Source organism: Deltaproteobacteria bacterium, from assembly GCA_016875395.1.
Taxonomy (GTDB): Bacteria; Myxococcota_A; UBA9160; order UBA9160; family UBA6930; genus VGRF01.
On sequence record VGRF01000026.1, the window covers coordinates 17,148 to 41,343 of the forward strand.

At 69.6% G+C, this 24,196-nt stretch carries 27 protein-coding genes and 1 tRNA gene; 18 read left to right on the forward strand and 10 right to left on the reverse strand.

Annotation, left to right across the window (positions count from 1 at the left end; all coding sequences use genetic code 11):
- Positions 1 to 25: 25 nt before the first annotated feature.
- Positions 26 to 481 carry a universal stress protein gene (locus tag FJ091_17210; protein MBM4385094.1) on the reverse strand — a complete coding sequence of 152 codons (456 nt, stop codon included), beginning with the start codon at positions 479 to 481 and terminating at the stop codon, positions 26 to 28.
- A 114-nt stretch (positions 482 to 595) separates the two neighbouring features.
- Here FJ091_17210 and FJ091_17215 point away from each other — a divergent pair.
- Positions 596 to 671 (forward strand) — tRNA-Ala (locus FJ091_17215).
- Positions 672 to 760: 89 nt separating this feature from the next.
- Here FJ091_17215 and FJ091_17220 read toward each other — a convergent pair.
- From FJ091_17220 to FJ091_17230, 3 genes are read right to left on the reverse strand one after another with little or no spacing between them, the layout of a single operon-like run.
- Positions 761 to 1,249, reverse strand: coding sequence for a hypothetical protein (locus FJ091_17220; protein ID MBM4385095.1), 489 nt, complete (start codon positions 1,247 to 1,249; stop codon positions 761 to 763).
- A complete protein-coding gene (locus FJ091_17225; GenBank protein ID MBM4385096.1) occupies positions 1,246 to 1,506 on the reverse strand; it encodes a hypothetical protein in 261 nt (86 codons plus the stop codon). The genes FJ091_17220 and FJ091_17225 overlap by 4 nt, the downstream gene beginning before the upstream one ends.
- A 57-nt stretch (positions 1,507 to 1,563) precedes the next feature.
- On the reverse strand, positions 1,564 to 2,583 hold the full coding sequence (locus FJ091_17230; protein MBM4385097.1) for an LLM class flavin-dependent oxidoreductase: 1,020 nt from the start codon (positions 2,581 to 2,583) through the stop codon (positions 1,564 to 1,566).
- A gap of 64 nt (positions 2,584 to 2,647) precedes the next feature.
- Between FJ091_17230 and FJ091_17235 the strand changes: the two genes are divergently transcribed.
- The 9 genes from FJ091_17235 (at position 2,648) to FJ091_17275 (ending at position 9,344) form a co-directional block, all read left to right on the forward strand.
- Entirely contained in the window at positions 2,648 to 3,292 is a 645-nt protein-coding gene (locus FJ091_17235) for a fumarylacetoacetate hydrolase family protein (protein MBM4385098.1), read from the forward strand.
- Positions 3,289 to 3,738: a fumarylacetoacetate hydrolase family protein gene (locus FJ091_17240; GenBank protein MBM4385099.1), complete on the forward strand. Its 450-nt coding sequence runs from the start codon at positions 3,289 to 3,291 to the stop codon at positions 3,736 to 3,738. The genes FJ091_17235 and FJ091_17240 overlap by 4 nt, the downstream gene beginning before the upstream one ends.
- A gap of 56 nt (positions 3,739 to 3,794) precedes the next feature.
- Positions 3,795 to 4,841, forward strand: a complete 1,047-nt coding sequence (locus tag FJ091_17245) for an MBL fold metallo-hydrolase (protein MBM4385100.1) — start codon at positions 3,795 to 3,797, stop codon at positions 4,839 to 4,841.
- Positions 4,819 to 5,040, forward strand: coding sequence for a dodecin domain-containing protein (locus FJ091_17250; protein ID MBM4385101.1), 222 nt, complete (start codon positions 4,819 to 4,821; stop codon positions 5,038 to 5,040). Before FJ091_17245 ends, FJ091_17250 begins: the two co-directional genes overlap by 23 nt.
- Before the next feature lie 21 nt (positions 5,041 to 5,061).
- Entirely contained in the window at positions 5,062 to 5,268 is a 207-nt protein-coding gene (locus FJ091_17255) for a dodecin domain-containing protein (protein ID MBM4385102.1), read from the forward strand.
- 4 nt (positions 5,269 to 5,272) lie between these two features.
- Positions 5,273 to 6,304 (forward strand): NTP transferase domain-containing protein, encoded by a 1,032-nt coding sequence (locus FJ091_17260; GenBank protein MBM4385103.1) that lies wholly within the window; start codon positions 5,273 to 5,275, stop codon positions 6,302 to 6,304.
- On the forward strand, positions 6,301 to 7,251 hold the full coding sequence (locus FJ091_17265) for a folate-binding protein YgfZ (protein ID MBM4385104.1): 951 nt from the start codon (positions 6,301 to 6,303) through the stop codon (positions 7,249 to 7,251). The genes FJ091_17260 and FJ091_17265 overlap by 4 nt, the downstream gene beginning before the upstream one ends.
- A gap of 28 nt (positions 7,252 to 7,279) precedes the next feature.
- Positions 7,280 to 7,954 (forward strand): TIGR04282 family arsenosugar biosynthesis glycosyltransferase, encoded by a 675-nt coding sequence (locus FJ091_17270; GenBank protein MBM4385105.1) that lies wholly within the window; start codon positions 7,280 to 7,282, stop codon positions 7,952 to 7,954.
- Positions 7,955 to 8,093: 139 nt separating this feature from the next.
- Entirely contained in the window at positions 8,094 to 9,344 is a 1,251-nt protein-coding gene (locus FJ091_17275) for a porin (GenBank protein ID MBM4385106.1), read from the forward strand.
- Positions 9,345 to 9,509: 165 nt separating this feature from the next.
- On the opposite strand, the gene FJ091_17280 is transcribed toward FJ091_17275, so the two are convergent.
- The gene (locus FJ091_17280) at positions 9,510 to 9,866 is read right to left on the reverse strand and encodes a hypothetical protein (protein MBM4385107.1); all 357 of its coding nucleotides are present in this window, start codon (positions 9,864 to 9,866) and stop codon (positions 9,510 to 9,512) included.
- Between the two features lie 202 nt (positions 9,867 to 10,068).
- Here FJ091_17280 and FJ091_17285 point away from each other — a divergent pair, with 202 nt between their 5' ends.
- Together FJ091_17285 and glnA are read left to right on the forward strand one after the other, a co-directional pair.
- Positions 10,069 to 10,407, forward strand: coding sequence for a P-II family nitrogen regulator (locus tag FJ091_17285; protein ID MBM4385108.1), 339 nt, complete (start codon positions 10,069 to 10,071; stop codon positions 10,405 to 10,407).
- An 81-nt stretch (positions 10,408 to 10,488) separates the two neighbouring features.
- Positions 10,489 to 11,904 (forward strand): type I glutamate--ammonia ligase, encoded by a 1,416-nt coding sequence (gene glnA, locus FJ091_17290; protein ID MBM4385109.1) that lies wholly within the window; start codon positions 10,489 to 10,491, stop codon positions 11,902 to 11,904.
- 263 nt (positions 11,905 to 12,167) lie between these two features.
- Here the strand turns inward: glnA and FJ091_17295 are convergent, their stop codons facing one another.
- From FJ091_17295 to argH, 5 genes are all read right to left on the reverse strand, one after another.
- Positions 12,168 to 12,341, reverse strand: coding sequence for a hypothetical protein (locus FJ091_17295; GenBank protein ID MBM4385110.1), 174 nt, complete (start codon positions 12,339 to 12,341; stop codon positions 12,168 to 12,170).
- 105 nt (positions 12,342 to 12,446) lie between these two features.
- Entirely contained in the window at positions 12,447 to 13,196 is a 750-nt protein-coding gene (locus tag FJ091_17300) for a 4-hydroxy-tetrahydrodipicolinate reductase (GenBank protein MBM4385111.1), read from the reverse strand.
- Positions 13,197 to 13,228: 32 nt separating this feature from the next.
- The gene (locus FJ091_17305; GenBank protein MBM4385112.1) at positions 13,229 to 14,104 is read right to left on the reverse strand and encodes a 4-hydroxy-tetrahydrodipicolinate synthase; all 876 of its coding nucleotides are present in this window, start codon (positions 14,102 to 14,104) and stop codon (positions 13,229 to 13,231) included.
- Positions 14,105 to 14,113: 9 nt separating this feature from the next.
- Positions 14,114 to 14,950, reverse strand: a complete 837-nt coding sequence (locus FJ091_17310; GenBank protein MBM4385113.1) for a diaminopimelate epimerase — start codon at positions 14,948 to 14,950, stop codon at positions 14,114 to 14,116.
- A 121-nt stretch (positions 14,951 to 15,071) separates the two neighbouring features.
- Positions 15,072 to 16,475 carry an argininosuccinate lyase gene (gene argH, locus FJ091_17315; protein MBM4385114.1) on the reverse strand — a complete coding sequence of 468 codons (1,404 nt, stop codon included), beginning with the start codon at positions 16,473 to 16,475 and terminating at the stop codon, positions 15,072 to 15,074.
- 188 nt (positions 16,476 to 16,663) lie between these two features.
- Between argH and FJ091_17320 the strand changes: the two genes are divergently transcribed.
- From FJ091_17320 to FJ091_17345, 6 genes are all read left to right on the forward strand, one after another.
- The gene (locus FJ091_17320) at positions 16,664 to 19,102 is read left to right on the forward strand and encodes a PBP1A family penicillin-binding protein (GenBank protein MBM4385115.1); all 2,439 of its coding nucleotides are present in this window, start codon (positions 16,664 to 16,666) and stop codon (positions 19,100 to 19,102) included.
- Between the two features lie 36 nt (positions 19,103 to 19,138).
- Entirely contained in the window at positions 19,139 to 19,654 is a 516-nt protein-coding gene (gene lspA, locus FJ091_17325) for a signal peptidase II (GenBank protein MBM4385116.1), read from the forward strand.
- A gap of 314 nt (positions 19,655 to 19,968) precedes the next feature.
- Complete coding sequence (gene fsa / locus FJ091_17330; protein ID MBM4385117.1) at positions 19,969 to 20,619, forward strand: fructose-6-phosphate aldolase; 651 nt, start codon at positions 19,969 to 19,971, stop codon at positions 20,617 to 20,619.
- 58 nt (positions 20,620 to 20,677) lie between these two features.
- Entirely contained in the window at positions 20,678 to 21,478 is an 801-nt protein-coding gene (locus tag FJ091_17335; protein ID MBM4385118.1) for an IclR family transcriptional regulator, read from the forward strand.
- A 110-nt stretch (positions 21,479 to 21,588) separates the two neighbouring features.
- Positions 21,589 to 22,728, forward strand: coding sequence for an acyl-CoA dehydrogenase family protein (locus FJ091_17340; GenBank protein MBM4385119.1), 1,140 nt, complete (start codon positions 21,589 to 21,591; stop codon positions 22,726 to 22,728).
- Positions 22,729 to 22,864: 136 nt separating this feature from the next.
- Entirely contained in the window at positions 22,865 to 24,154 is a 1,290-nt protein-coding gene (locus FJ091_17345; GenBank protein ID MBM4385120.1) for a hypothetical protein, read from the forward strand.
- The last annotated feature ends 42 nt before the right edge of the window (positions 24,155 to 24,196 follow it).

The window sequence follows — 24,196 nt, forward strand, 5'->3', positions numbered from 1 at the left end:
CTTGCGGAACGTCCCCGAATCGCGCTCAGTGCTTCCCCTCCGGCAGGCGCACAGTCAGGACCTGGCACGGCGCCTTCTGCACGACGCGCTCTGCGATCGAGCCGAGCAGCAGGTGCTTCAGCCCCGAACGCCCGCGCGTGCCGATCACGATCATGTCGGCGCGCTGCGCCACCGCCTCGTCCTCGATCACCGTGGCGGGGTAGCCCTCGCGCGCCAGCACCTCGACCGGAACCTTCGCCTCGCGCACGCGCGCCGCGAACTGCTCGAGGTTCGCCTCTGCCTCCGCCTTCACCGAGGCCCAGAACTCCTGCGGGAGATAGGCGCCCTCGAGCTGCTGGAACTCGACCGGCAGGTGGTAGGCGTGCAGCAGCACGAGGGTCGAGCCGTGCTCCTCGGCGAGATGAAGCGCCCAGCGGATCACGGGCTCGGCGTGGGCCGAGAAGTCGATCGGCACGAGGATGCGGCGGACATCGATGTGCATGGCCGCATCCTGCGCCTCGGCCCCTGCGCTTGGCAAGGACACTCATCACGCCCGAAACGGCGTTTTTCGGCGTTGCGGCCAGGGGGGTCGGTCCGTACCGTGTCGCGCCTTTCCGGGGCCGTAGCTCAACTGGGAGAGCGCCGCGTTCGCAACGCGGAGGTTGGCGGTTCGATCCCGCTCGGCTCCACCACCGCCGCCTGAGTCGGCGCGCTGCGGACTCCTTGCTCCGCGTGTCTTCGAGACGTGCGACCCGGAGCTGCCCCCTCAGCGCCCGCGGAGTCAACCCGGGGCGAGCACGTACGCGCCGAGCCCGCCGACCAGCAGCGCGCCGTCCACCGCCACCGCCCCGAAGCGCTCCCCGCTCCGGAACGCGACGACCGCGACTGACATCGCGAGCGGCAGCGCCGCGAGCGCGCGCAGCTCGCTCGGCCCGAGCAGCGCGAGCCCGAGCGCGGCGGCGCAGAACGCCCCCGCGACCCCGCGAGCTGGGCGTGCGCCGACGCGGCCCGCGATGCCCTCGGCATCGCGCAGGTTCGAGAGCACGACATTGGCCTGCACCGTGCTCGCGACGATCGCGAGCGTGAAGCCGAGCCGCGCGAGATCGAGCGGCACGCTCACGCCAGCTGCGGGCAGGCCCACGGTCACGGCGGTCCACGAGCCGGTCAGGTAGAGCGGCTTCACCCACGCGAAGCGCTTCAGCCTGCGGTGCGCGAAGCCGAGCGCCGCCGCCCCGCCCGCGACGGCGACGACACGCGCGCCGGCGATCACGCCCGCCGCGAGAGCGCAGCACGCGCACAGCGCTGCGGCGAAGTGTGCGCATCGCGCGCGAGATCGCGCACGCGGTCGACGCAGTACACGGCGACGGTGCCGCAGAACGCGAGCGCGAGAACTTCGGCCGCGGGAGCGGTGCCGAGCGCGCGGGATGAAGCCGCGGCGAGCGCGGCCGCAGCGCACGCGACGAGGGCGCTCGAGAACGCGAAGGCGTCGAGGAACGACACGCCGGGGAGATCGCGCGCGTCGCTCACGGTTCTATCGCGCGATGCACGTACGTCCCCGTTGCACGTCTGTCCCCGCTGCACGCCTCAGTGCGCGAACTTCGCCTTGAGCCGAGGCATCACGTCCTGCGCGAAGCGCTCGAGGCTCGCGTCCATCGCTTCCGGCGCGACGCCGGGCGGCGCGGCCCAAGTCACGACGTCGGTGAAGCCGAACTTCGCGATGTAGGCGGCGAGCTGTTCGAACACCGCATCCGCGTCGCCGACGATCCAGGTCTGCGGGATCGCGGTCTCCTCGCCGCTCATGAACGAGACGTTGTCGCCGCTCTCGCGAATCCAGTCGGCATAGATGCGCGCCTTGTAACGCTCGGCCTCGCGAATCGCGGGCCAGTCTCGCGCGCGGTCCGTCGTGATCAGCCACGGGCGAATGATGCCGACGCGCCTTCGGGCGGGGTCGCCGCCTAAAGTTGTTACGGCCGCGCGCCACGGATCGAGCACGAAGCGGCGGTCGCCTTGCGGGAGCAGGTTCAGCCCGAGCCGCGCGCAGCGCCTCGCGCCGGCCTCGCTCATCGCCGCGAGCCAGAGCGGCGGGCCGCCGGGCTGCACGGGGCGCGGTCGCAGGCGCGCGCCGCGGAACTGCCAATGTTTGCCGTCGAAGTCGAACGCATCGCCTGTGAACGCGCGCTGCAGCACGCGCACGCCTTCCTCGGTGCGCGATACGCGCTCTTTGCGGTCCATGCCGAACGCCGCGAACTCGTGCGGCGCGTAGCCCATGCCGATGCCGAGCTCGATGCGGCCGCCCGAGAGGTTGTCGAGCACTGCGAGGTCTTCAGCGAAGCGCAGCGGGTGCTGGAACGGCATCAGCACGATGTCGGACGAGATGCGCACGCGCTTCGTGCGCGCGGCGAGCGCGCCGGCGACGGGCGCGAACGAGGGCAGGTAGCCGTCGTCGACGAAGTGATGCTCGGTGAGCCAGATCTGATCGAAGCCGAGCGCGTCGACGCGCTCCGCTTGCGCGAGCACGCGCGCGTAGAGGTCGGCGTTCGCGATGCCGCTGCCTTCGGGATTCCTGAAGTCGTACGCAACGCCAAAGCGGAGGGCGGGCCTCATCTCATCTCCGAGCCTGAGAGAATTCGCTTCTCATCTTGGAGCAGCAGCCTCCACAATGCTGCGCATGAGAAAGCTCGTACTCGCGGCACTCCTCCTTCTCGCGAATTCGCTTCACGCCGCGCCGCCGGAGCTGCTGCCGGCAAGCGAGGCGCACACCATCGCGTTCGCGCAGCAGGGCGGCGTGCGCACCGCCTTTCTCGTGGTGAGCGCGAGCGAGGACGCGATCGAGGCGGCGCTGCTCGGCGCGGGCGATGCGTTCGCGGCGCTCGGCTCGCGCAGCGACGCGGAGCTCGCAGCGCTGCGCGAGGGGCCGCGAACGCGGCTCGCATTCGCGGAGCTGCTGCCCGTGATCGAGGGCACGCATCACGTCGCGGGCGGCGCGAACTACGCGGAGCACGGCGAGGAGGTGGACATCGCGGCGCCGTTCTTGTTTCCGAAGATCGCGGCGCCGACTCCGCCGCGCGGCTCGCTCGCGGCGCAGCCGGGCTGGCTGCTCGACTACGAAGTCGAGATCGGCCTCGTGTTCGATCGCGACCTGATGACTCCCGTCGATCTCGCGAACGCGCGCGCCGGCGTCTTTCTCGCGAACGACTTCACCGAGCGCGCACAGCTCACGCGCGAGGCCGATCTCTCGGTGCCGGGAGTGGGAGGCGGATTTCCGAACGCGAAGGGGAAGCCGGGCTTCCTGCCGACGGGCCGTTCCTCGTGATTCCGCGCGACTGGCGCGCGTTCGTGCGCGCGTGCGAGATCCGCCTGCACGTGAACGGCGGCGAGCGCCAGCGCGCGCGCGGCGGCGAGATGATCTGGGGTCCCGAGGATCTCGTGCGCCGCACGCACGCGCTCGGTGCCGAGCCCCGCTTCGCGTACGAGTCGCGGCGAGTCGGGCTCACGCCGAGCCCTGGTCTCGCGCGCGGCGTCGCAGCGATTACGGGAACGCCGGGCGGCGTCGTGTTCCGCACGCCGGGCGTGGGCTTCATGGCCGCGAACGCGGCCTGGTGGGCAGTGAGCTTCTCGTTCTTCGCGGGCGGCGTGACGGACTACGTGAAAGAGCGCTGGATCGAGGAGCTGCGCGCGAGCGGCTCGTTCCTGCGCGCGGGAGATGTCGTGGTGGCCGAATCGCACGGGCTCGGCGCGATCATCACGCGCATCGAGTAGCCGCCCGCGGCGCCGCGCTTTCGGGCCATTTGGCGCGCGTCTACTCTGGTTTCCCCATGACGCAGCCGCGCGGATACGCCGAGAAGAACCGCTTCGGGCGGGTGCTGCGCATTCCCACGCCCACGCCCGAGTGGACGGGCCTCGGCGCGATCAACAGCTACGTCGTGCTGCCGCCCGAGGGCTCGCGCCGCGGCGTCACGCTGATCGACACGGGCATGCGCATGGACGCCTCGTTCGAGGCGATGCGGCGCGGCTTCAAGGAGTTCGGCCTCGCGCTCGAGTCGATCGAGCGCATCCTCGTGACGCACGCGCACGGCGATCACTTCGGCCAGGCGAAGCGGCTGCGCGATCTCACCGGCGCGCAGGTGTTCGCGAGCGCGGGCGAGGCGGAGCGCATGCGCACGGGCTCCTCGCCCGCGGCGATGCGCGGTGGAAACGGCGCGCACTGGATGCGGCGCTTCGGGATGCCCGACGAAGTCGTGGAGGCGAAGGCGCCCAGCGGCGCGATGCCGTCCGATCTCTCCGAGCCGATCGAGGTCGACGGCGTGCTCGCCGAGGGCGACCGCATCGACCTCGGCGAGTTCACGCTCGAAGTCGTCGCGACGCCGGGCCACTGCGACGACCACATCGTCTTCATCGAGCGCGATCTCGGCCTGATCTTCTCCGGCGACCACCTGCTCACCGACATCTCGCCCGTGCCGCTCTTGCACGTGCCGCCGCCGGGCCAAGAGCGCCGCCCGAGCCTAATCACTTTCATGCGCTCGCTCGCGAAGGCGGAGGCGCTACATGCGGAGGCGACGTACCCCGCGCACGGCGACGTGATCTGGGACCACAAGAAGCTGATCGCGGGCTACCGGCTGCATCACGAGCGCCGCAAGCTCCAGATCGCACGCCGCCTCGGGCAGCGCGTGATGACGCCCTACGAGCTCGGCGCCGAGATCTTCCCGAAGTACTTCCGCGATCCGCGCCAGAGTTTCCTCGTGATGAGCGAGGTCGTCGGCCATCTCGACCTGCTCATCGAGGACGGCACCTGCGCCTGGGAGGACGACGGCGTCGCCCTTCGCGTGAGGTTGGTGAACGATGTCCATCTTCAAGACCAATGAGCTTATCGGCTCGTCGCCCGACTCGTTCGAGGACGCGGCCCGCCGCGTGATCGCGCGCGCGCACGAGACGCTGCGCGGCATCACGGGCTTCGACGTGGTGGAGAAGCGCGTGAAGGTGGAGGCGGGCGGCTTGCGGGAGTACCGCGTGCGTCTACGGCTCCACTTCGAGATGGCGCCGGAGACGGCTCTTCACTGGTAAGGAACTGTCAGGGACGAAGTCATGTCGATCGCATCGGTATCCACGATCACGTCCGCGTCGCCGCTCAGCTGGCAGGATGCGGTGGAGCGCGGCTTCGAGCGCGCGAAAAAGACGCTGCGCGGCATCACGGGGCTGCAGGTGATCGAGGAGAAGGCGCGCGTCGAGGACGGCAAGATCACCGAGTTTCTCGTGACGATGCAGGTGATCTTTTTGCTGGAAGAGAGCTGAAGCCGTGCAGCGAGTTCCCGCGATCGTCACGGCGGGCGACGGCAAGGCGTCGCGCGCCGTCTACGGCGACGCGAAGGTCTATCTCGACCTCGCGGGGCGCGCGCTCGTCTCGCGCACGGTCGGCACGCTGATGCGGGTTCCCGAGGTGAGTGAAGTCTGGGTCGTCGGCAACGCGGAGCGGCTCGAGAAGACGCTGCGCGAGGACCGCGAGCTGGTCGCATCGCTCACGAAGCCGGTCTACGTCGTTCCGCAGTTCGGCAACCTCTACGAGAACGCGTGGCAAACCTTCCGCCGCCTGCTGCCGGGCGCGCCGCCCGAAGGTCGCGATCCGCAAGGCGACGCCGAGCTCGATCAGCGCGTGCTCTATCTGTCGGCTGATCTCCCCTTCGCGACTCCGCAAGAGATCTCGGTCTTCATCCAGCGCGCGGTCGCGGCGGGCTGCGATTACGGCCTCGGCCTCGTCACCGAAGATTCGCTCGCGCCGTTCTATCCCGATCGCGGCAAGCCGGGCATCGAGCTCGCGTACTTCAACGTCGCGAACGGCCGCGTGCGGCAGAGCAACCTCCACGTTGTTAGGCCCGGTCGGCTCGGGCATCGCTGGTACATCGAGCACATGTACGAGCACCGCTACCAGAAGGAGCTGTTTCACGCGCTGGCGCTCGCGTGGCGCATCCTCACGCTCGAGGGCGGCGGCATCAGCCTCGTGCTGTATTTCGCCGTGATGCACCTCGCAGGCCTGTTCGACCGCATGCGCCTGCGCGGCATCGCCGACTCGCTGCGCCAGTTCGTCTCGTTCGAGCGAATCAACCGCGCCTGCTCGCAGCTGCTCGCGACGCGCTTCCAGCTGATCGTCACCGAGGTGGGCGGCAGCGGGCTCGACATCGACAGCGAGCGCGACATCGACATCGCGCGCGAGCGCTTCGAGGAGTGGACGACGCAGCAGGCGGAGTACGCGGCGACTCTGCACGGAGTCCCGCTGCTGCCCGCGGACGCTGGGAGCAGCGAGGCGCGCATCACGCGCCTGGAGCGCCGGTGAGCTCGCGGCTGTTTCAGCTGCCGTCGCGCGGAGTGATTACGGTGCGCGGCGACGATCGGCAGCGCTGGCTCGACGGCATGCTCACCTGCAACGTGAAGAAGCTCGCGCCAGGCGGCGGCGCGCACGGGCTGCTGCTGACGCCGCAGGGCCGAATCGTGGGCGAGATGCACGTCCTGAATCGCGGCGATGCGATCTGGCTCGAGACCGAGAGCGCCGCGATCGCGGGCGTGATCGCACGGCTCGAGAAGTTCGTGATCGCGGACGACGTGACGCTGCGCGACGAGTCCGCGAGCTGGGCGCGCATCGCGGTCGAGGGCGATGGCGCGGTCGACCTGATCACTGGACTCGGCGCGCAAGCCCCCGCGAACGACCACGCCGCGAACGACGCGCAGATCGCAGGCGCAGCGTGCGTGCTCGCGCGCTTCGGCTTCACGCACGGCGAGGCGCTGCAGCTGTTCGCGCCTCGCGCAGACGTAGCCGCCGTGGTCGCAGCGCTCATCGGCGCGGGCGCAGCGCTCGCGAGCGACGCCGACTTCGAGCTCGCTCGCATCGAGGCCGGCACGCCGTGGCTCGCGCGCGAGCTCGACGAGAGCGTGCTGCCGGCGGAAGTGCGCCTCGACGGCCTCGCAGTCGCCGTCGACAAGGGCTGCTACACGGGCCAAGAAGTCGTCGCGCGCATGCGCAGCCGCGGCCGACTCTCACATCTCCTCGTCGGCCTGCGCCTGACGACTCGCGCGCTGCCGGCGCCGCGCAGCGCACTCACGAACGATCGGGGCGAAGTCGGCAGCGTCACCAGCGCCGCGCACTCCCCGCGCTTCGGCGCGATCGCGCTCGGCTTCGTGCAGGCGCCACTCGCCGAGCCGGGCACCAAGCTGGCGCTCGCGAGCGGCGGCGAGGCCGAGGTCGTCGCGCTTCCGTTCGCGGTGAGACAATTCGGCCCGGCCTGAATGTCTCAGCGCCGAGCGGGTCGGCCGCGTGACCGGCACACTCGTCGTCTTCGCGAAGTGGCCCGAGCCCGGCGCGGTGAAGACGCGGCTCTGCCCGCCCCTCACACCGGAGCAGGCCGCGGCGTTCTACGACGCGATGCTCGGCGACGTGCTGGACGCGACGGCGCGCGAGGCGCCGCGGCGCGGGCTCGCTCTCGCTCTCGCGGTGACGCCCGCGGAGCGCGCACGTGACTTCTCCGCGCGTGCGCCTGCGTATCGCGTGTTCGCGCAGCAGGGCGCCGATCTCTCGCAGCGCATGGAGCACGCCGCTGCGAGCGAGCTCGCGCGCGGCGCGCAGCGCGTGCTGCTGCGCGGCAGCGACAGCCCCGCGCTCGCGCCCGAGGTGCTCGATGCCGCGCTCGCAGCGCTCGCGCGCGTCGACGTCGCGCTCAGCCCCGATCGCGACGGCGGCTACAACCTCGTCGCGCTGCGCCGCTTCGCGCCGGGCCTGTTTGCGCACGCGATGAGCACGAGCACCGTGCTCGACGACACGCGCACAGCAGCTGCGCGCCTCGGTCTCGCGAGCGAAGTGCTCGCGCCGGGCTTCGACATCGATACCGCCGCCGACTTCGCGCCGCTGCGCGAGGCGCGCCCGCGCGCGAGTGCGCTGTGCCCGCGCACGTACGCGTGGCTCGATGCGCATGCCGAGCTGACGCGCGCGTAGTCAGCGCGCGCTCGCGGCAAGAGCACGCGAGCGTGCAGGAATCGGCTCAATGGGCCGCGCCGCGACCGCTGTGCGCCGCAGCGCGCGCAAGGCATGCGGCTTGCTCTCGGCCTCCGCATTCACAAGGAGGCTTCTGACCATGTCCCGGTTCGTTTTCGCTGTGCTCACCGTGGTTTGTTATGCGCTCGGCGCCAAAGCCGAGACCGACGTCGACGCGCGCTTCGCCGCGATGCAGGCGCGCATCGAGCAGCTCGAAGCGAAGCTCGTCGCTCAGGGCGAGGAGCTGGCGGCGGCGAAGGCCGCAGCGCCTGCAGCTGCAGCGCTCCCCGACGTCGCCGCGGAGGGCGGATCGTTCTTCGACACGATCAACGTGAGCGGCTTCGTCGCGGCGTCGTACTTCTACAACTTCAACGACCCCGACGGAGATTCGCTCGGCGGCTCGAACGCGCCGGTCGACCTGCTCCACCCCGACAGCAACAGCTTCTCGCTCGACCAGCTGTGGCTCACGATCTCGCGCGACGCGTCTGAAGATGCGCGCGCGGGCTTCAAGGCCGACTTCGTGTACGGCAAGACCGCGTCGATTCTCTCCGGCAACAACGTCGACGGGAATGCCGGCAACGATTTCGACCTGTACCAGGGCTACGTGACGTACCTCGCGCCGATCGGCGAGGGCGTGACGATTCAGGCCGGCAAGTTCGCGACGCTGATCGGCGCGGAAGTCGCCCAGGCGAACGGCAACTGGAACATCACGCGCGGCAACGTCTACAACTTCCTGCAGCCGATCAATCACACCGGCATTCTCGCCTCGACGCCGCTCGGGCCCGTGACCGCGTCGCTCGGCTTCGTCGACGAGACGCGGAACTTACCCGCGCTGAACGTCGATCGCAATAACAACAAGGCGATCTTGTTCGGTCTGAGCGGCGGCGGCGAGACGTTCTCCGGATCGTTCGCCGGCACCTGGGGCGACTCGCCGTCCTCGTTCTCGAGCGACTCGGACGACAACGAGGTCATCCTCGACTTCATCGGGCGCTGGACGCCGAACGAGCGCTTCGCGAGCTACGTGAACTTCGACTACGTGAAGAGCGACTTCGGCGCCGGCGATCTCGTGGGCCTCGGCGTCGCCGCCGCGGCGCGCTTCGCGGTCACCGACAGCACGGGCGTGGCAGGGCGCGTCGAGTACCTGAACCTCGATCCCGACGGCGGAAGCGACTTCGGCATCTGGGGCCTCACGGGCACACTCGACCACGCCCTCGGCGGCGGCCTCACCGTGCGCGGCGAGGTCCGCTACGACGCGCTCACCGAGAGCGGCACGTTTTACTTCGGCGACGACGGCGCTTTCGACGACGACAGTCAGGTCACCGCCGGCATCGAGCTGATCTACGCGCTCTGAGGCTGGTCCCCATCAGAGCAGTGGACGGGCGCGGATCCCTCGCGGGGTCCGCGCCCGATTCGCTTTTCGGGGACGTTCCGCAAGTAAGTCAACTTGCCCGAAGTTGCTTTCCTTGCGGAACGTCCCCGACTGGAAGCTCGACGCGCGTGGCCAGTGGCGGCGCCGCTACCAGATCGAGAACTTCGGGGCGATGCCGAGCTTCTCCATCTTCGTGTAGAGCGTGCGGCGCCCGATGCCGAGGGCGCGCGCGGCGGCGGCGCGGTTGCCGCGGGCTTCGCGCAGCGCACGCACGATGCGCCAGCCCTCGGCGAGGTCGACCCACTCCGTGAGATTGGGTGCGGTCCCGCGTTTGGCGGCGGCGGTGTCGAAGAACTTCTCGAAGAACTCGTCGAGCCCTGCGGGCTCGGCACGATGCAGTGCAGGGATCGGGGCGTGTGCAGTTGCCATCGGGGTTGGCCTCCCGCCCGCGCTTAGAGCAAGCCGCGTTCCACCGCCCCCGTGCACGCACAGCACGCGGCGCATGCGCTCGTGCCCACGACTTCAGCACGCGCTGCTCACGACATGAGCACGCTTCGGCACACTCGGGCTCGCTCGCGCGCCATCGCAGCGTTTCGCGCGTGGCACGCGAGTTGCTCTCTCCGACGGTGCTCACAGCCACTTCGCCCTGCTCGCGCCGGATGATCCGTGATAGGGTCCGGCGCTTCCGGGCCACCCAGGAGACGCCATGAAGAAGATCGAGGCGGTGATCAAGCCGTTCAAGCTGGACGAGGTGAAGGAGGCCCTTCACGAGATCGGCGTCCAGGGCATGACGGTCACCGAGGTGAAGGGCTTCGGTCGCCAGAAGGGTCACACCGAGCTGTATCGCGGCGCCGAGTACGTGGTGGACTTCCTGCCCAAGGTCAAGCTCGAGATCGCGGTCTCGGACGACATGGCCGACAAGGTCGTCGAAGCGATCGCGGGCGCCGCGAACACGGGCCGCATCGGCGACGGCAAGATCTTCGTCATGCCCATCGAGCAGGCCGTGCGCATCCGCACCAACGAGCGCGGCGACGAAGCGCTCTAGCCCCGCAGAGTTTCCCGCGGCGCGGATTCGCCGCCCGCGTGCATCGCTCGCACTGCGAGCTCAAAGGAAAGACCCCGGACCATGACTCCCAAGCAGGTTCTCGAGTACGCCAAGAAGAACAACGTCGTGATGGTCGACTGCCGCATCATCGACTCGCCCGGCCTGTGGCAGCACTGCTCGCACCCGATCTCGCAGCTCGAAGAGTCGACCTTCGAGGACGGTTACGGCTTCGACGGCTCGTCGATCCGCGGTTGGAAGGCGATCAACGAGAGCGACATGCTCATGATCCCCGACCCGAACACCGCGTTCATCGATCCGTTCATGGCGCACCCGACGCTCGTGCTGATCTGCGACGTGGTCGATCCGCTCACGCGCGAGCCCTACGGCCGCGACCCGCGCCACATCGCGAAGAAGGCCGAGCTGTATCTCAAGCAGACCGGCATCGCGGACACCGCGTTCATGGGCCCAGAGGCCGAGTTCTTCGTGTTCGACAACGCGAAGTTCGGCTCGGGCGCGAACCACGGTTATTACGAGATCGACTCCGTCGAAGCGGCGTGGAACAGCGCGCGCGACGAGGACGGCGGAAACCTCGGATACAAGATCCGGCACAAGGAGGGCTACTTCCCGGTGCCGCCGCACGACACCCAGCAAGACATCCGGACCGAGATGTGTCTCGAGATGGAGAAGATGGGCATCGTGATCGAGACCCAGCACCACGAAGTGGCGACGGCGGGTCAGGCCGAGATCGACATGAAGTTCGACACGCTGACCGTCATGGCCGACAAGCTGATGAAGTACAAGTACGTGGTGAAGAACGTCGCGAAGCGGCACGGCATGACCGCGACGTTCATGCCGAAGCCGCTGTTCAAGGACAACGGCTCGGGCATGCACACGCACCAGTCGCTGTGGAAGGACGGCAAGCCGCTCTTCGCGGGCAATGGCTACGCCGGGCTCTCCGACATCGCGCTCTGGTACATCGGCGGCATCCTGAAGCACTCGCGCGCGCTGGCCGCGTTCACCAACCCGACCACGAACTCGTACAAGCGGCTCGTGCCGGGCTACGAGGCCCCGGTGAACCTCGCTTACTCCTCGCGCAACCGCTCCGCGTCGTGCCGCATCCCGACCTACTCGCAGAGCCCGAAGGCGAAGCGCGTGGAAGTCCGGTACCCGGATCCGGCCTGCAATCCGTACATCGCGTTCGCAGCGATGCTGATGGCGGGCATCGACGGCGTGATCAACAAGATCCACCCCGGCGATCCGCTCGACAAGAACATCTACGCGCTCTCCGCCGAGGAAGCGAAGGGTGTTCCGACCATGCCCGGCTCGCTCGACGAAGCCGTGCGTGAGCTCGAAGCCGATCACGACTTCCTGCTCCAGGGCGGCGTGTTCAGCATGGACCTGATCGAGTCGTGGATCGCCTACAAGCGCGACAACGACATCGACCCCGTCCGCCTGCGCCCGCATCCCCACGAGTTCGAGCTCTACTACGACTGCTGAGCAGTCGCGCTGAAGCTCGGCGCACCCAACAAGAAGGCCCCGCAGCAGGTGATGCTGCGGGGCCTTCGGAGTTGAGAACGACACGACCTTTGAGAGCATGGCCTCGCAAACGCGAAGCTCACACCGCAAAATGGGGAGCGCAGACTCCCGCGAGGCGGCGAAGCTCTTCGCGCGCGGACTTCGCACGGAGTACGCAATACGGTGTTGGGAGCTCCGGTCCGCTTTCGCAGCATCGGCCGGATGGCGCAGGTGTCCGCGCCGCTTCAGCGCACTGCGCTGCGATTGAGGCGGACCCAGTCGACGCCGCCTTCTTCCGTGCGCAGCGGACCCGCGTCTAAGACCAGTGTCGACGAGACGTGCATGTGCACGTACGGCGTTTCCCAGAGCAGGAACGAGTTGTCTTGGGGGGAGAGGCGCTCGAAGCTGTAGCTAGGCATGGGGGCTCCGCAGGTTTCGGATCATGACACGAGGGTGTGTTACTCGGGCGTGCGAAGAGGTCGCGGACGGGCTCACGCGCCGGCAACGGAGCCGCAGCTCGCGCGCTACGCGAGCCCGATCACCTGCTTCATCTCGTACAGGCCCGCGGGCTTCGCGCGCAGCCACGCGGCGGCGCGCACGGCGCCGCGCGCGAAGTGGTCGCGAGTCGCGGCGCGGTGCACGAGCTCGAGGCGCTCGCCGCGACCCACGAACATCACGGTGTGCTCGCCGGGGTTGTCGCCGCCGCGCAGCGTCTGCATCCCGATCGGGCCGCGCGGCCGCGCTCCGGTGTGGCCCTCGCGCGCGAGCACGCGGCCGTGGTCTGCGCCGCGGCCCTGCTCGATCGCGCGCGCCAGCTCGAGCGCGGTGCCGCTCGGGGCGTCGACCTTCGCGGTGTGGTGCAGCTCCACGATCTCGGCGTCGTAGTCGTCGCCGAGCAGGCGCGCAGTCTCGCGCGTCAGGTGCTGCAGCACGTTTACGGCGACGGAGAAGTTCGCGGCGAGAAGGATCGGCGCGCGCCTCGCGAGCGCGTCGATCTCGAGCCGCTCGTCTGCGCTGAAGCCCGTGGTGCCGACGACGCACGGCAGCGCGCGCTCCGCTGCCGCGCGGAGGAGCGCGAGCGTCGCACTCGGAGTCGCGAACGCGATCGCGACGTCGGCGATCCCGAGCGCTGCTGTCAGGTCCGCGCTCAGCTTCACTCCCGGCGCCAGCTCACTCCCGAGCGCGGGATGCGCGGGCGATTCGAGCGCGGCGCCGAGCGCCAGCGAAGCGTCGTCCGCGAGCGCCGCGCGTACCCGTTCTCCCATGCGCCCCATCGCGCCGAGCAAGAGAACCCGACCGCGCGAGCTCACAGCAGGCCGCCGAACTCTTTCATCGCGAGCTCGAGCCGCTTCTTGTTGGGCGCGGTCATCTTCACGAGCGGAAGGCGCAGCTCCTCCTCGAGCTTGCCGCGCATCGCGAGCGCGGCCTTGATCGGGATCGGATTCGTCTCGCAGAAGAGGGAGTCGCACAGGGGAAGCAGCCGGTAGTGCAGCTCGCGCGCGCGCGCGAGATCGCCGCGCCGGAAGGCATGCACCAGCTCGCACATCTCGCGCGGCACGAGGTTCGAGCAGGTCGAGATCACGCCCGCGCCGCCGATCGCGAGCTGCGGCAGGGTCGCCCAGTCGTCGCCCGCGAGCACCGCGAAGTCGCTCGGCACGCGCGCGATCACCTGCGAGATCTGGTGGAGATCGCCGCTGCTCTCCTTCACGCCCACCACGTGCTCGATCTCGGCGAGCCGCGCGATCGTGTCGGGCTGCACGTTCGAGCCCGTGCGGCCCGGCACGTTGTACGCGACGAGCGGGAACTGCGTCGCGTTCGCGACCGCGGCGTAGTGCGCGACGACGCCGTCGGGCGTGGGCTTGTTGTAGTACGGCGAGATCAGCAGCGCGCCGTCGGCGCCCGCCTGCTTCGCGTGCGCGGTGAGCTCGATCGCCTCGGCGGTCGCGTTCGAGCCGGTGCCGGCGATCACGCGCACGCGCCACGCGACGGTGCGCACCACGAGCTCGACCACGCGCTTGTGCTCTTCGTGCGAGAGCGTCGCGGCTTCACCCGTCGAGCCGCACGGCACGACGCCGTCGACGCCCGCCGCGATCTGGTCCTCGACGTGCTTCACCAGCGCGGCTTCGTCCACCGCGCCGCTCTTGAACGGCGTAACGAGTGCCGTGTACACGCCTCGGAACATCGGAATCTCCTAGAGCTCGATCTCGCCGGTGAACACCGTCGCCGCCGGGCCCGTCATGAACACGCTCTTGCCCGGGCCTTCCCACTCGATCGCGAGCGTGCCGCCGCGCAGCTCGATCTCGACGCGGCGACTGGCGATGCCGCGCAGCATCGACGCGACGCCGACCGCGCACGCGCCGCTGCCGCACGCGAGCGTTTCGCCGGTGCCGCGTTCCCAAGTGCGCTGCTTCAGCTTCGTGCGCGAGAGGGGCTGCACGAACTCGACGTTCACGCGATTCGGGAACGCCTCGTGGTGCTCGATCTTCGGACCGAGCGTCGTCACGGGCGCGGTCTCCACGTCGTCGACGAAGAGCACGCAGTGCGGGTTGCCCATCGAGACGCACGTGGCGCGCAGGACCTGCCCTTCCGCGCGCAGCTCGGCGTCGACGAGCGGGCCCGGGCTCGCGGCGTCGCCGAGCTTCGTCGGGATCTTCGCGGGCGCGAGGATCGGCGGGCCCATGTCGACGCGCACGAGGTCGCCATCCCAGCGCGGCGTCACGATGCCGCCGAGCGTCTCGACCGTGACCGCGTCCTTCGTGGTGTGCCCCGCATCGCGCAGGTACTTCAGCACGCAGCGGATGCCATTGCCGCACATCTCCACCTGCGAGCCGTCGGCGTCGTAGATCTCCATGCGCACGTCGGCGTTCTTCGTCGGCTTCAGCACGAGCAGCTGATCGAAGCCGATGCCGAAGCGCCGGTCGCCGAGCTTGCGGACGTGCGGCTCGAACGCGGGCAGCGCCTCGCGCAGGCCGTCGAGCACGACGAGATCGTTGCCGGCGCCATGCATCTTCGTGAATCGCAGCTTCATGGCCTCGCCTCTTCGTTCTGCGCCGGCGGCTCCGGCGCACGCCGCACCGGCGGTCCGTACTTCCCGCACGCGAGCGCGCCGCACACGAGCGCGATCCCTAACAACATGGACGCCGCGCGCCTCACGCCAGTTCCTCCAGCGCCGCGCTCTCGGCCGCGAGCCGCTGGTCCGCCGCCGCGAGCGCCTCGAGCACGCGCGCGCGCGCAGTTCCGCCCGGAAGTGCGCGCTCTTCCAGCGCGCGCTCGAGCGCGAGCAGCTCGCCGCTGCCGGACGGGAACGCGGCGTGGAATTGGCGCAGCTCGTCGCGCGAGAGCGCGCGCAGATCGCGCTTCGCGGCGACGCAGTGCGCGACGACTTTGCCCACCGCCTCGTGCGCCTCGCGGAAAGGCACGCCCTGGCGCACGAGCGCCTCGGCGAGATCCGTCGCGAGCAGCATCGGATCCTGCGCCGCCGCGAGCATCTTGTCCGCGTTGACCCGCAGCGTCGCGAGCGCGCCGGCGGTCACTTCGAGCGAGTCGCCCAGCGTGCGCGCGCTGTCGAAGAGCGGCTCCTTGTCTTCCTGCAGGTCGCGGTTGTAGGTGAGCGGCAGGCCCTTCACGGTCGTCAGCAGCGCGACGAGGTTGCCGACCGCGCGGCCGGCCTTTCCGCGCACCAGCTCCTGCACGTCCGAGTTCTTCTTCTGCGGCATCAGGCTCGAGCCGGTCGAGTACGCATCTGCGAGCTCGACGAAGCCGAACTCCGTCGTCGACCAAAGCACGAGCTCCTCCGACATGCGCGAGAGGTTCACCATCGCGATCGCGGCGGCGGCGAGGAACTCGAGCGCGTGATCGCGCGCGGCGACGGAGTCCATGCTGTTCGCACTCGGGCCATCGAAGCCGAGCTCGCGCGCAGTCATCGCGCGATCGAGCGGCAGCGTGGTGCCCGCGATCGCGCCGGCGCCGAGCGGCGAGCGCGAGATGCGCGCGCGCATGTCGGCGAAGCGCCCGGCATCGCGCGTGAGCAGCTCCTCGTACGCGAGCCAGTGATGCGCGAGGCGCACGGGCTGAGCGCGCTGGAGGTGCGTGTAGCCGGGCAGCACGGTCTCGACGTGCTCGCGCGCGCGCTCGATCAGCACGCCGCGCAGCGAAGCGATGCCGCGCCGAGCCGCGAGCGCGGCGTCGCGCAGGTACAGCGCGAGGTCGGTCGCGACCTGGTCGTTGCGACTGCGCCCCGTGTGCAGCTTGCCCGCGACGGCGCCGAGCTTGTCGCGCAGCCTCGACTCCACGTTCATGTGGATGTCTTCCAGCTTCGCGTCGAAGGGGAACTCGCCGCGCTCGATCTCGCGCAGCACGTCCTCGAGGCCCGCGATCAGCTGCGCCGACTCCGCGGCGGTGACGATGCCGACCGCGCCGAGCATGCGCGCATGCGCGATCGAGCCGCGGATGTCGTAGCGGGCGAGCGCGCGATCGAACGCGATGGACGCGCTGAAGCGCTCCACCGTCGGATCGAGGTCCTGCGAGAATCGCCCGCCCCAAAGCTTCGCCATGGCGACGGAATCTCTGCGATGCGCGGGGGAGTTGCAACGCCCGTAGCCATCGGTGCCAGGCACGGATGGCCACCGGCGATGCGCGGTTGGCCTTTCGTGCCTGGCACCGATGGCTACTCGAGGGGGCGAACTCGTCACTGACTGCGGGCGTCGCTGTGTGTCAGCCTGAATTCGGGGGACGGCGCGGCGTGGCAGCTCGCAGGAATCACGGCGGCAGCAGCCGCGGGGCGCGCTGGTGGGTGCGGCGCACGGCGGCGGTGCTGCTGTTCCTCGCGTCCGCCGCGGCGGGCGGCATCGTCGGGCGCCAGCTGCTCACGCTCGACCGCATCGTGCGCGAGCGCTTCGACGGGAAGCTGTTTCGGGTGCCGTCGCGCGTGATGTCGGCGCCGATCGTGCTGATGCCCGGCCTCGATCCCGGGCTGCTCGACCTGCGCGGCACGCTGGCGCGCCTCGGCTACCGCGAGGCCACGGGCGATTCGCTCCCGCTCGGGCGCTACCGCTGGAGCGAGCGCGAGCTCCGCATCCACCTGCGCGCCTTCGAGCACCCGAGCCGCGCGCAGCCCGCACGCCTCGTCGCGGGCGCGCTCTCGCCGCGCAGCATCGAGTCGATTCGCAACCTCCGGACGAAGCGCGAGCTCACCACGCTCGTGCTCGAGCCCGAGAGCGTCGGCGCGTACTACGGCCCCGACCGCGAGCAGCGCGAGCTGGTGCATCTCGATCAGCTCCCGGAGCAGCTCACCCTCGCGGTCATGGCCGTCGAGGATCAGCGCTTCTACGACCACTTCGGGCTCGATTTCTGGCGCATCGGCGGCGCGATGGCGGCGAACCTGCGAGCGCGCAGCCTCGTGCAGGGCGGCTCGACGCTCACGCAGCAGCTGGTGAAGAACTTCTTCCTCACGCCCGACCGGCGGCTGAAGCGCAAGCTGCAAGAAGCCGCGATGGCCCTGATCGTCGAGTACCGGTACGAGAAGGACGCGATCCTCGAGGCCTATCTCAACGAGATCTACCTCGGGCAGCGAGGTGCGACGCAGATTCACGGGGTCGGCGAGGCGGCGCGCTTCTACTTCGGGAAGCCCGTCGCGGACCTCTCGCTCGCCGAGGCCGCCACGATCGCGGGCCTGATCCAGAGCCCGAATCGCCTCTCGCCGCACCGCTCGCCCGACGCCGCGACCGCGCGTCGCGACCTCGTGCTGCGCTTGATGCTGCGACAGGGGAAGATCACGCAGGAAGCGTTCGCCGAGGCGACCGCCGAGCCGCTGCGCGTCGCCACGATCACGCCGGACCTGCGCGACGCGCGCTTCTTCCTCGACGCGCTGCGCCGCGAGCTGCCCAACTTCTATGGCGAGGAGACGCTCGCGGCCGAGGGCCTGCGCATCTACTCGACGCTCGATCTGCGCCTGCAGCGCACCGCGGCGCGCGTGATCACGGAGGAGCTCGCGCGACTCGAGAAGTCGTCGAAGGCACTCGCTCCTAAGGATGGGCGGCGGCTCGAGGCGTGCCTCGTCGCGCTGCGCCCCGAGACCGGTCAGGTGCTCGCGCTGGTTGGCGGGCGCGACTACACGGCGAGTCAATTCGATCGCTGCACGCAGGCGCGCCGCCCCGCGGGCAGCGTGTTCAAGGCGTTCGTCTACGCCGCCGCGCTCGAGCCGGCGAACGGCACGCCCGCGATCACGCTCGCGAGCACGCTCGATGACTCCGCGCTGATCGTGCCGGTATGGCGCGGCAACTGGGCGCCGCAGAACTTTGATCGCCAGTTCCACGGCACGGTGCCCGTCCGCACCGCATTCGAAAACTCCTACAACGTTGCGGCGGCGCGCCTCGCGCAGCAGCTCGGGATCGAGCGCGTGCGCGAGATGGCGCAGCGCCTCGGCGTGAGCGGCCCGTTGCCGAAGGTGCCGAGCCTCGCGCTCGGCGCCGCCGACGTGACGCCGCTCGAGCTGGCGCGCGCGTACGCGACGTTCGCGAGCGGCGGGATTCGCCCGCGCGTCCGCACGTTCGAGGACGTGATCGACGCCGAGGGCCAGACGCTCGAGCGCCAGCCGCAGTCGTTCGAGCGCGTGCTCGATCCGGGCACCGCGTACTTGATGACGAGCCTGCTACAGGGCGTCGTCGATCGCGGAACGGCGGCGGGCATTCGGAGTGCGGGCGTCACGGGCCCGATCGCGGGCAAGACCGGCACGAGCAACGACGAACGCGACGCCTGGTTCGCGGGCTACACGCCCGAAATGGTGGTCGTGCTGTGGGTCGGCTTCGACGAGCCGCGCTCGCTCGGGCAGGCGTCCGCGCGCATCGCGGTGCCGATCTGGGCCCGCTTCGTGAAAGAGGCGACTGGCGGCGAGGTGGCGGGCGTGTTCCGCGTGCCCGACGACATCGCGGAGATCGAGATCGATCCCGCGAGCGGCGCCGTCGCGCTCGAAGACTGCCCAGCCCGCCGCAGCGAGTTCTTCCTGCGCGGCACCGAGCCGCTCGAGACCTGCCCCGCCTGGCAGGGCGCTCCGCTCGCCGCGAGTGCGCGCGAGGACGAGCCGCGCCCCGAACCCACCCGCGAAACGCCTCCGCCGCGGCGCAGGCGCGCGGACGACGACGCAGGCCTACTCGAGCGCTTCCGCCGCTGGCTCGAGGATTGACGCGCGCGCACTCGCGCGGGGCTACGGTGCTCGGCGATGCAGGCGAAGCACAAGTTCTTCTTCAGCGCGCTCGCAGTCGCGTTCGCTCTCGACGTGGGCTCGAAGCAGCTCGTGATCGACCACCTCGCGCGCTACGAGCTGGCGCCCGTGATCGAGGGCTTCTTCTACCTCACGCACGTTCGCAATCCCGGCGCCGCGTTCAGCATGCTCGCGAACGCGCCCGACTGGTTCCGCACGTACTTCTTTCCCGGCATGACGATCTTCGCGCTCGGGCTCGTGATCTCGATGTTCCGTCAGCTGAAGCCGAACGAGCGCCTCGCCGCATGCGCGCTCGGCCTGCTGCTCGGAGGCGCGTCAGGAAACCTTCTCGATCGCCTCCGCCACGGCGAAGTGGTCGACTTCTTGCACGTCGTGCTGTGGGGTGGGCGCTCTTGGCCCGATTTCAACTTCGCCGATTCGTTCATCGTGATCGGCGTGGGCCTGTTGATCTTCGAGATGTTCGCGTCCGAGGGCGAAACGCTCGAGAGCGATCGCCCCGCGGGCGCGGCGTAGCGAGCAGCGCTTCGCCGCGCGGAGTGGGACCGTGGCTTCGAAGTCGGCGGCGGCGCGGTGGCGGCGATCGGGCATCCGCCGTGAAACGCGCGCTCGCGGCGTTTCGCGGCGAGCTCGCGATTCCATAATAACTTTCGCGCAGTTTTTTTCGTCGGAGCCGCACGAGATCGCTTGACACGAATTTCGCGCGCCGGTTAAATGCCGCGCGTTGCAGAGCTGAAGCAAGCGGCGCGGTTCCCCTCCACGTTCAGCCATCACCGGCGACGAACTCCCCACTTGCACGGCGGCGCGCGTTCACAGCGAGGACGTCCTTCATGAAGTTCTTCATCGACACCGCGAGCGTGAAGGAGATCCGCGAAGCCGCGGCGCTCGGCCTGCTCGACGGCGTGACGACGAACCCGAGCCTGCTCTCGAAGGAGAGCGGCGACCCGCTGGAGATCCTGCGCGACATCACCAAGATCGTGGACGGCCCGGTGAGCGCAGAGGTCACGGCGCTCGACTGCGACGGCATGCTCTCCGAGGCGGCGAAGCTGCAGCGCATCGCGCCGAACATCGTGATCAAGGTGCCGATGACGCTCGAAGGGCTGAAGGCGATCCGCCGCCTCTCGGACCAGGGCGTGCAGACGAACTGCACGCTGATCTTCAGCCCGACGCAGGCGCTGATGGCCGCGAAGGCGGGTGCGACGTACGCGTCGCCGTTCGTCGGCCGGCTCGACGACATCTCGCAAGACGGGATGGGCCTGATCCGCTCGATCTGCACGATCTACAGGAACTACGGCTTTGCGACGCAGGTGCTGGTCGCGAGCGTTCGTCATCCGATCCACGTGGTGCAGGCCGCCGAGATCGGCGCGCACGTCGTCACGATGCCGACGAAGGTGATCGAGCAGCTCGTGAAGCACCCGCTCACGAACAGCGGACTCGAACAGTTCCTCGCGGACTGGGAGAAGGTCAAGAACCGGTCCTAGCCCCATCCATCTGGCCCGGTGTCTGGGCCGCAGACCCGACGCGGAGATCCCCCCTTCCATGCGACGGTCGAAGAGCGACTACGTCATTCAGACGGTGGCGAATGCCTTCCGTCTCCTCGAAGAGTTCGGCGGAAGCACCTGTGAGCTCGGCGTAACCGAGCTCTCGGATCGGCTGAAGCTGCACAAGAACAACGTGTTCCGGCTGCTCGCGACGCTGCAGCAGCAGGGCTACGTCGAGCAGTGCGCCGAGACCGAGCAGTATCGGTTGGGCCGCAGCTGCCTCGCGCTCGGCCAGGCGTTCAGTGAGACGCGCTCGCTGCTGCGCTTCGGTCGCCCAGTGCTCGCGCGGCTCGCCGAGGACACGCACGAGTCGGCGCACATCGCCGTGCTCTCGAGCTACGAGGTCGTCCACCTCGATGGCGAGCAGCCGAAGCAGCTCGTCGCCACGTCCCTGCGCACGGGCGAGCGGCTCGCGGCGCATTGCACCGCGCTCGGCAAGGTGCTGCTCGCGTCTCGCAGCGCCGCGGCGCTCGCGCAGCTCGACAAGGAGCGCGTGAAGGCGGGCAAGCTCGTCGCCCACACGCCGGCCACGATCACGGACCGCGACAAGTTCTTCGAGCACCTGCGCGCCGTCGCCTCCCAAGGCTGGGCGCTCGACCTCGAAGAGTGCGCACCGGGCCTCTGCTGCGTCGCCGCGCCAGTGCACGACGCGACGGGCGCCGTCGTCGCCGCGATCTCCGTCTCCGCCCCGGCCTTCCGCGCGAGTGAGGCTCGCATCCACAGCGACGTGATGCCGAACGTGCTCGCAGCCGCGCGAGAGCTCTCCGCGCGCATGGGCTTCGTCGCGACGGCGGCCTGAAGCGCGCGAAACGGCCTCGCGCCCGTCGGCGAGAATCGTTACGCAGCGTCAGACACCCCCGTAACGATTCTTCGCGGTGCGCGTCCGCGCCGCGCCCGAAAGGCCCGTGCATGGACTTCGCTCTCTCCGACGAACAGCTCGCCCTCCAGGACACCGCGCGCCGCTTCGCGGAGACCGAGATGAAGCCCCTCGCCGCGGCGCACGACCAGAGCGGCGAGATGCCGATGGGGATCATGCGCAAGGCGTGGGAGCTCGGGCTCTCGCACGTCTACATCCCGGCGGAGTACGGCGGCGTCGGCCTCAGCGCGCTCGACGCCTCGATCGTGGTCGAGGAGCTGTCTTGGGCGTGCGCGGGCATGACCACATCGATCATGGCCAACGATCTCGGCCTCACGCCGATCCTCGTGGCGGGCAGCGACGCGCAGAAGCGTGAGTGGCTCGGGCGCTTCACGCAGCGCTTCGAGATGGTCGCGTTCTGCCTCTCGGAGCCCGGTGCCGGCTCCGATGTCGCGGGCCTGGCGCTCACCGCGCGCCGCGACGGCGATCACTACGTGCTGAACGGCACGAAGTGCTGGATCACGAACGGCGGCGTTGCGGACGTGTTCACCGTGTTCGCGCGGCTCGAGGGCTCGAAGCGCCACGACGGCGTGTGCGCATTCGTGATGGAGGCGAAGACGCCGGGGGTCACGGCGGGCAAGAAGGAGGACAAGATGGGGCAGCGTGCGAGCGACACGCGCGTGCTCCACTTCGACGGCGCGCGCGTGCCCGCCGCGAACCGCCTCGGCGAGGAAGGCGAGGGCTTCCGCACCGCGATGAAGACGCTCGACACCACGCGCCCGTCGATCGGCGCGCTCGCGAACGGCATCACGCGGCGCGCACTCGACGAGAGCGTCGCCTACGCCAAGGAGCGCAAAGCGTTCGGCGCCCCGATCGGCGGCTTCCAGGCCGTGCAGTTCTTGCTTGCCGACATGGCGAAGGACCTCGAGGCCGCGCGTCTGCTCACTTACCAGTCCGCCTGGGCGCTCGACCGCGGCGCCCCCGCCTCGAAGCTCAGCTCGTTCGCGAAGTGCTTCGCCACCGACACCGCGATGCGTGCGTCGACGGACGCCGTCCAGGTGTTCGGCGGCAACGGCTACACGAAGGAGTACCCCGTCGAGAAGCTGATGCGCGATGCGAAGCTGATGCAGATCTACGAAGGCACGAACCAGATCCAGCGCGTCGTGATCGCACGCGAGCTGCTGAAGGGCTGAGCCCCGTCATTCCGTGCCTGGCACGGATGGGCCCCCGCGCCCCGCTTTCGGGGCCGTTCCCCCGGGTCAGCGCGCCCTTTCTCGGGCTATGCTCGACTGCCTTCGCCTCCCCCCTTTCTGACCTGAGGTCATTGCTTTGTCGTACGAGACCGAGAAGGCGCTCCGCTACCACGAGGATGGGCGCCCGGGGAAGATCAAAGTCGTCCCCACCAAGGCCACGCGGACCGCGGCCGATCTCTCCCTCGCTTACAGCCCCGGTGTCGCCGCGCCGGTGCTCGAGATCGCGAAGAACCCCGACGACGCCTACCGCTACACCGCGCGCGCCAATCTGGTCGCGGTCATCTCCAACGGCACCGCGATCCTCGGCCTCGGGAATCTCGGCGCCCTCGCCAGCAAGCCCGTGATGGAAGGCAAGGGCGTGCTCTTCAAGCGCTTCGCCGACATCGACGTGTTCGACATCGAGGTCGACTCGCTCGATACCGACGAGATCGTGCGCTTCTGCCAGATGATCGCGCCGACCTTCGGCGGCATAAACCTCGAAGACATCCGCGCGCCCGAGTGCTTCGAGATCGAGCGCCGCCTCGTCGAGACGCTAGACATTCCCGTCTTCCACGACGACCAGCACGGCACCGCGATCATCTCGGGCGCCGCGCTGCTGAACGCGGCGCTGCTCACGAAGCGCAAGCTCGAAGACATGCGCGTCGTGTTCTCTGGCGCCGGCGCCTCCGGCATCGCGTGCGCGAAGCTCTACAGGGATCTCGGCGTGCGCGGCGAGAACATCCTGCTGCTCGATACGAAGGGCGTGATCTACAAGGGCCGCAAGGACGGCATGACCCCGCAGAAGGAAGAGTTCGCGGCGGAGACGAACAAGCGCACGCTCGCCGACGCGCTCGACGGCGCAGACGTGTTCGTCGGCCTCTCCCAGGCGGGCCTCGTGACGCAGGACATGGTGAAGAAGATGGCGCCGGAGCCGATCGTGTTCGCGATGGCGAACCCGGATCCGGAGATCACGCCGCCGGAAGTGGAAGCTGTCAGGCCCGACGCGATCACGGCGACCGGCCGCAGCGACTACCACAACCAAGTCAACAACGTGCTCGGCTTCCCCTTCATCTTCCGCGGTGCGCTCGACGTGCGCGCGCGCCGCATCAACGAGCCGATGAAGCTCGCCGCGGTGCACGCGCTGGCGGAGCTCGCGCGGCGTGGGGAGGGCGTGCCGGAAGTCGTGCGACGCGCGTATCCGGGCGAAGACCTCGCGTTCGGGCGCAAGTCGATCATCCCGAAGCCGTTCGACCCGCGCGTGCTCACGTATGTGGCGCCGGCCGTCGCGCTCGCAGCGATGGAGAGCGGTGTCGCGCGCAATCCCGTGAACATCCGGGAGTATCGCGAGGGGTTGAACGCGCGCCTCGGCGAGATCTCCGCTCTCTAACAACCCCGCCTGCCCCGGAATCAGCGCGCTGGTTCGCTCGAA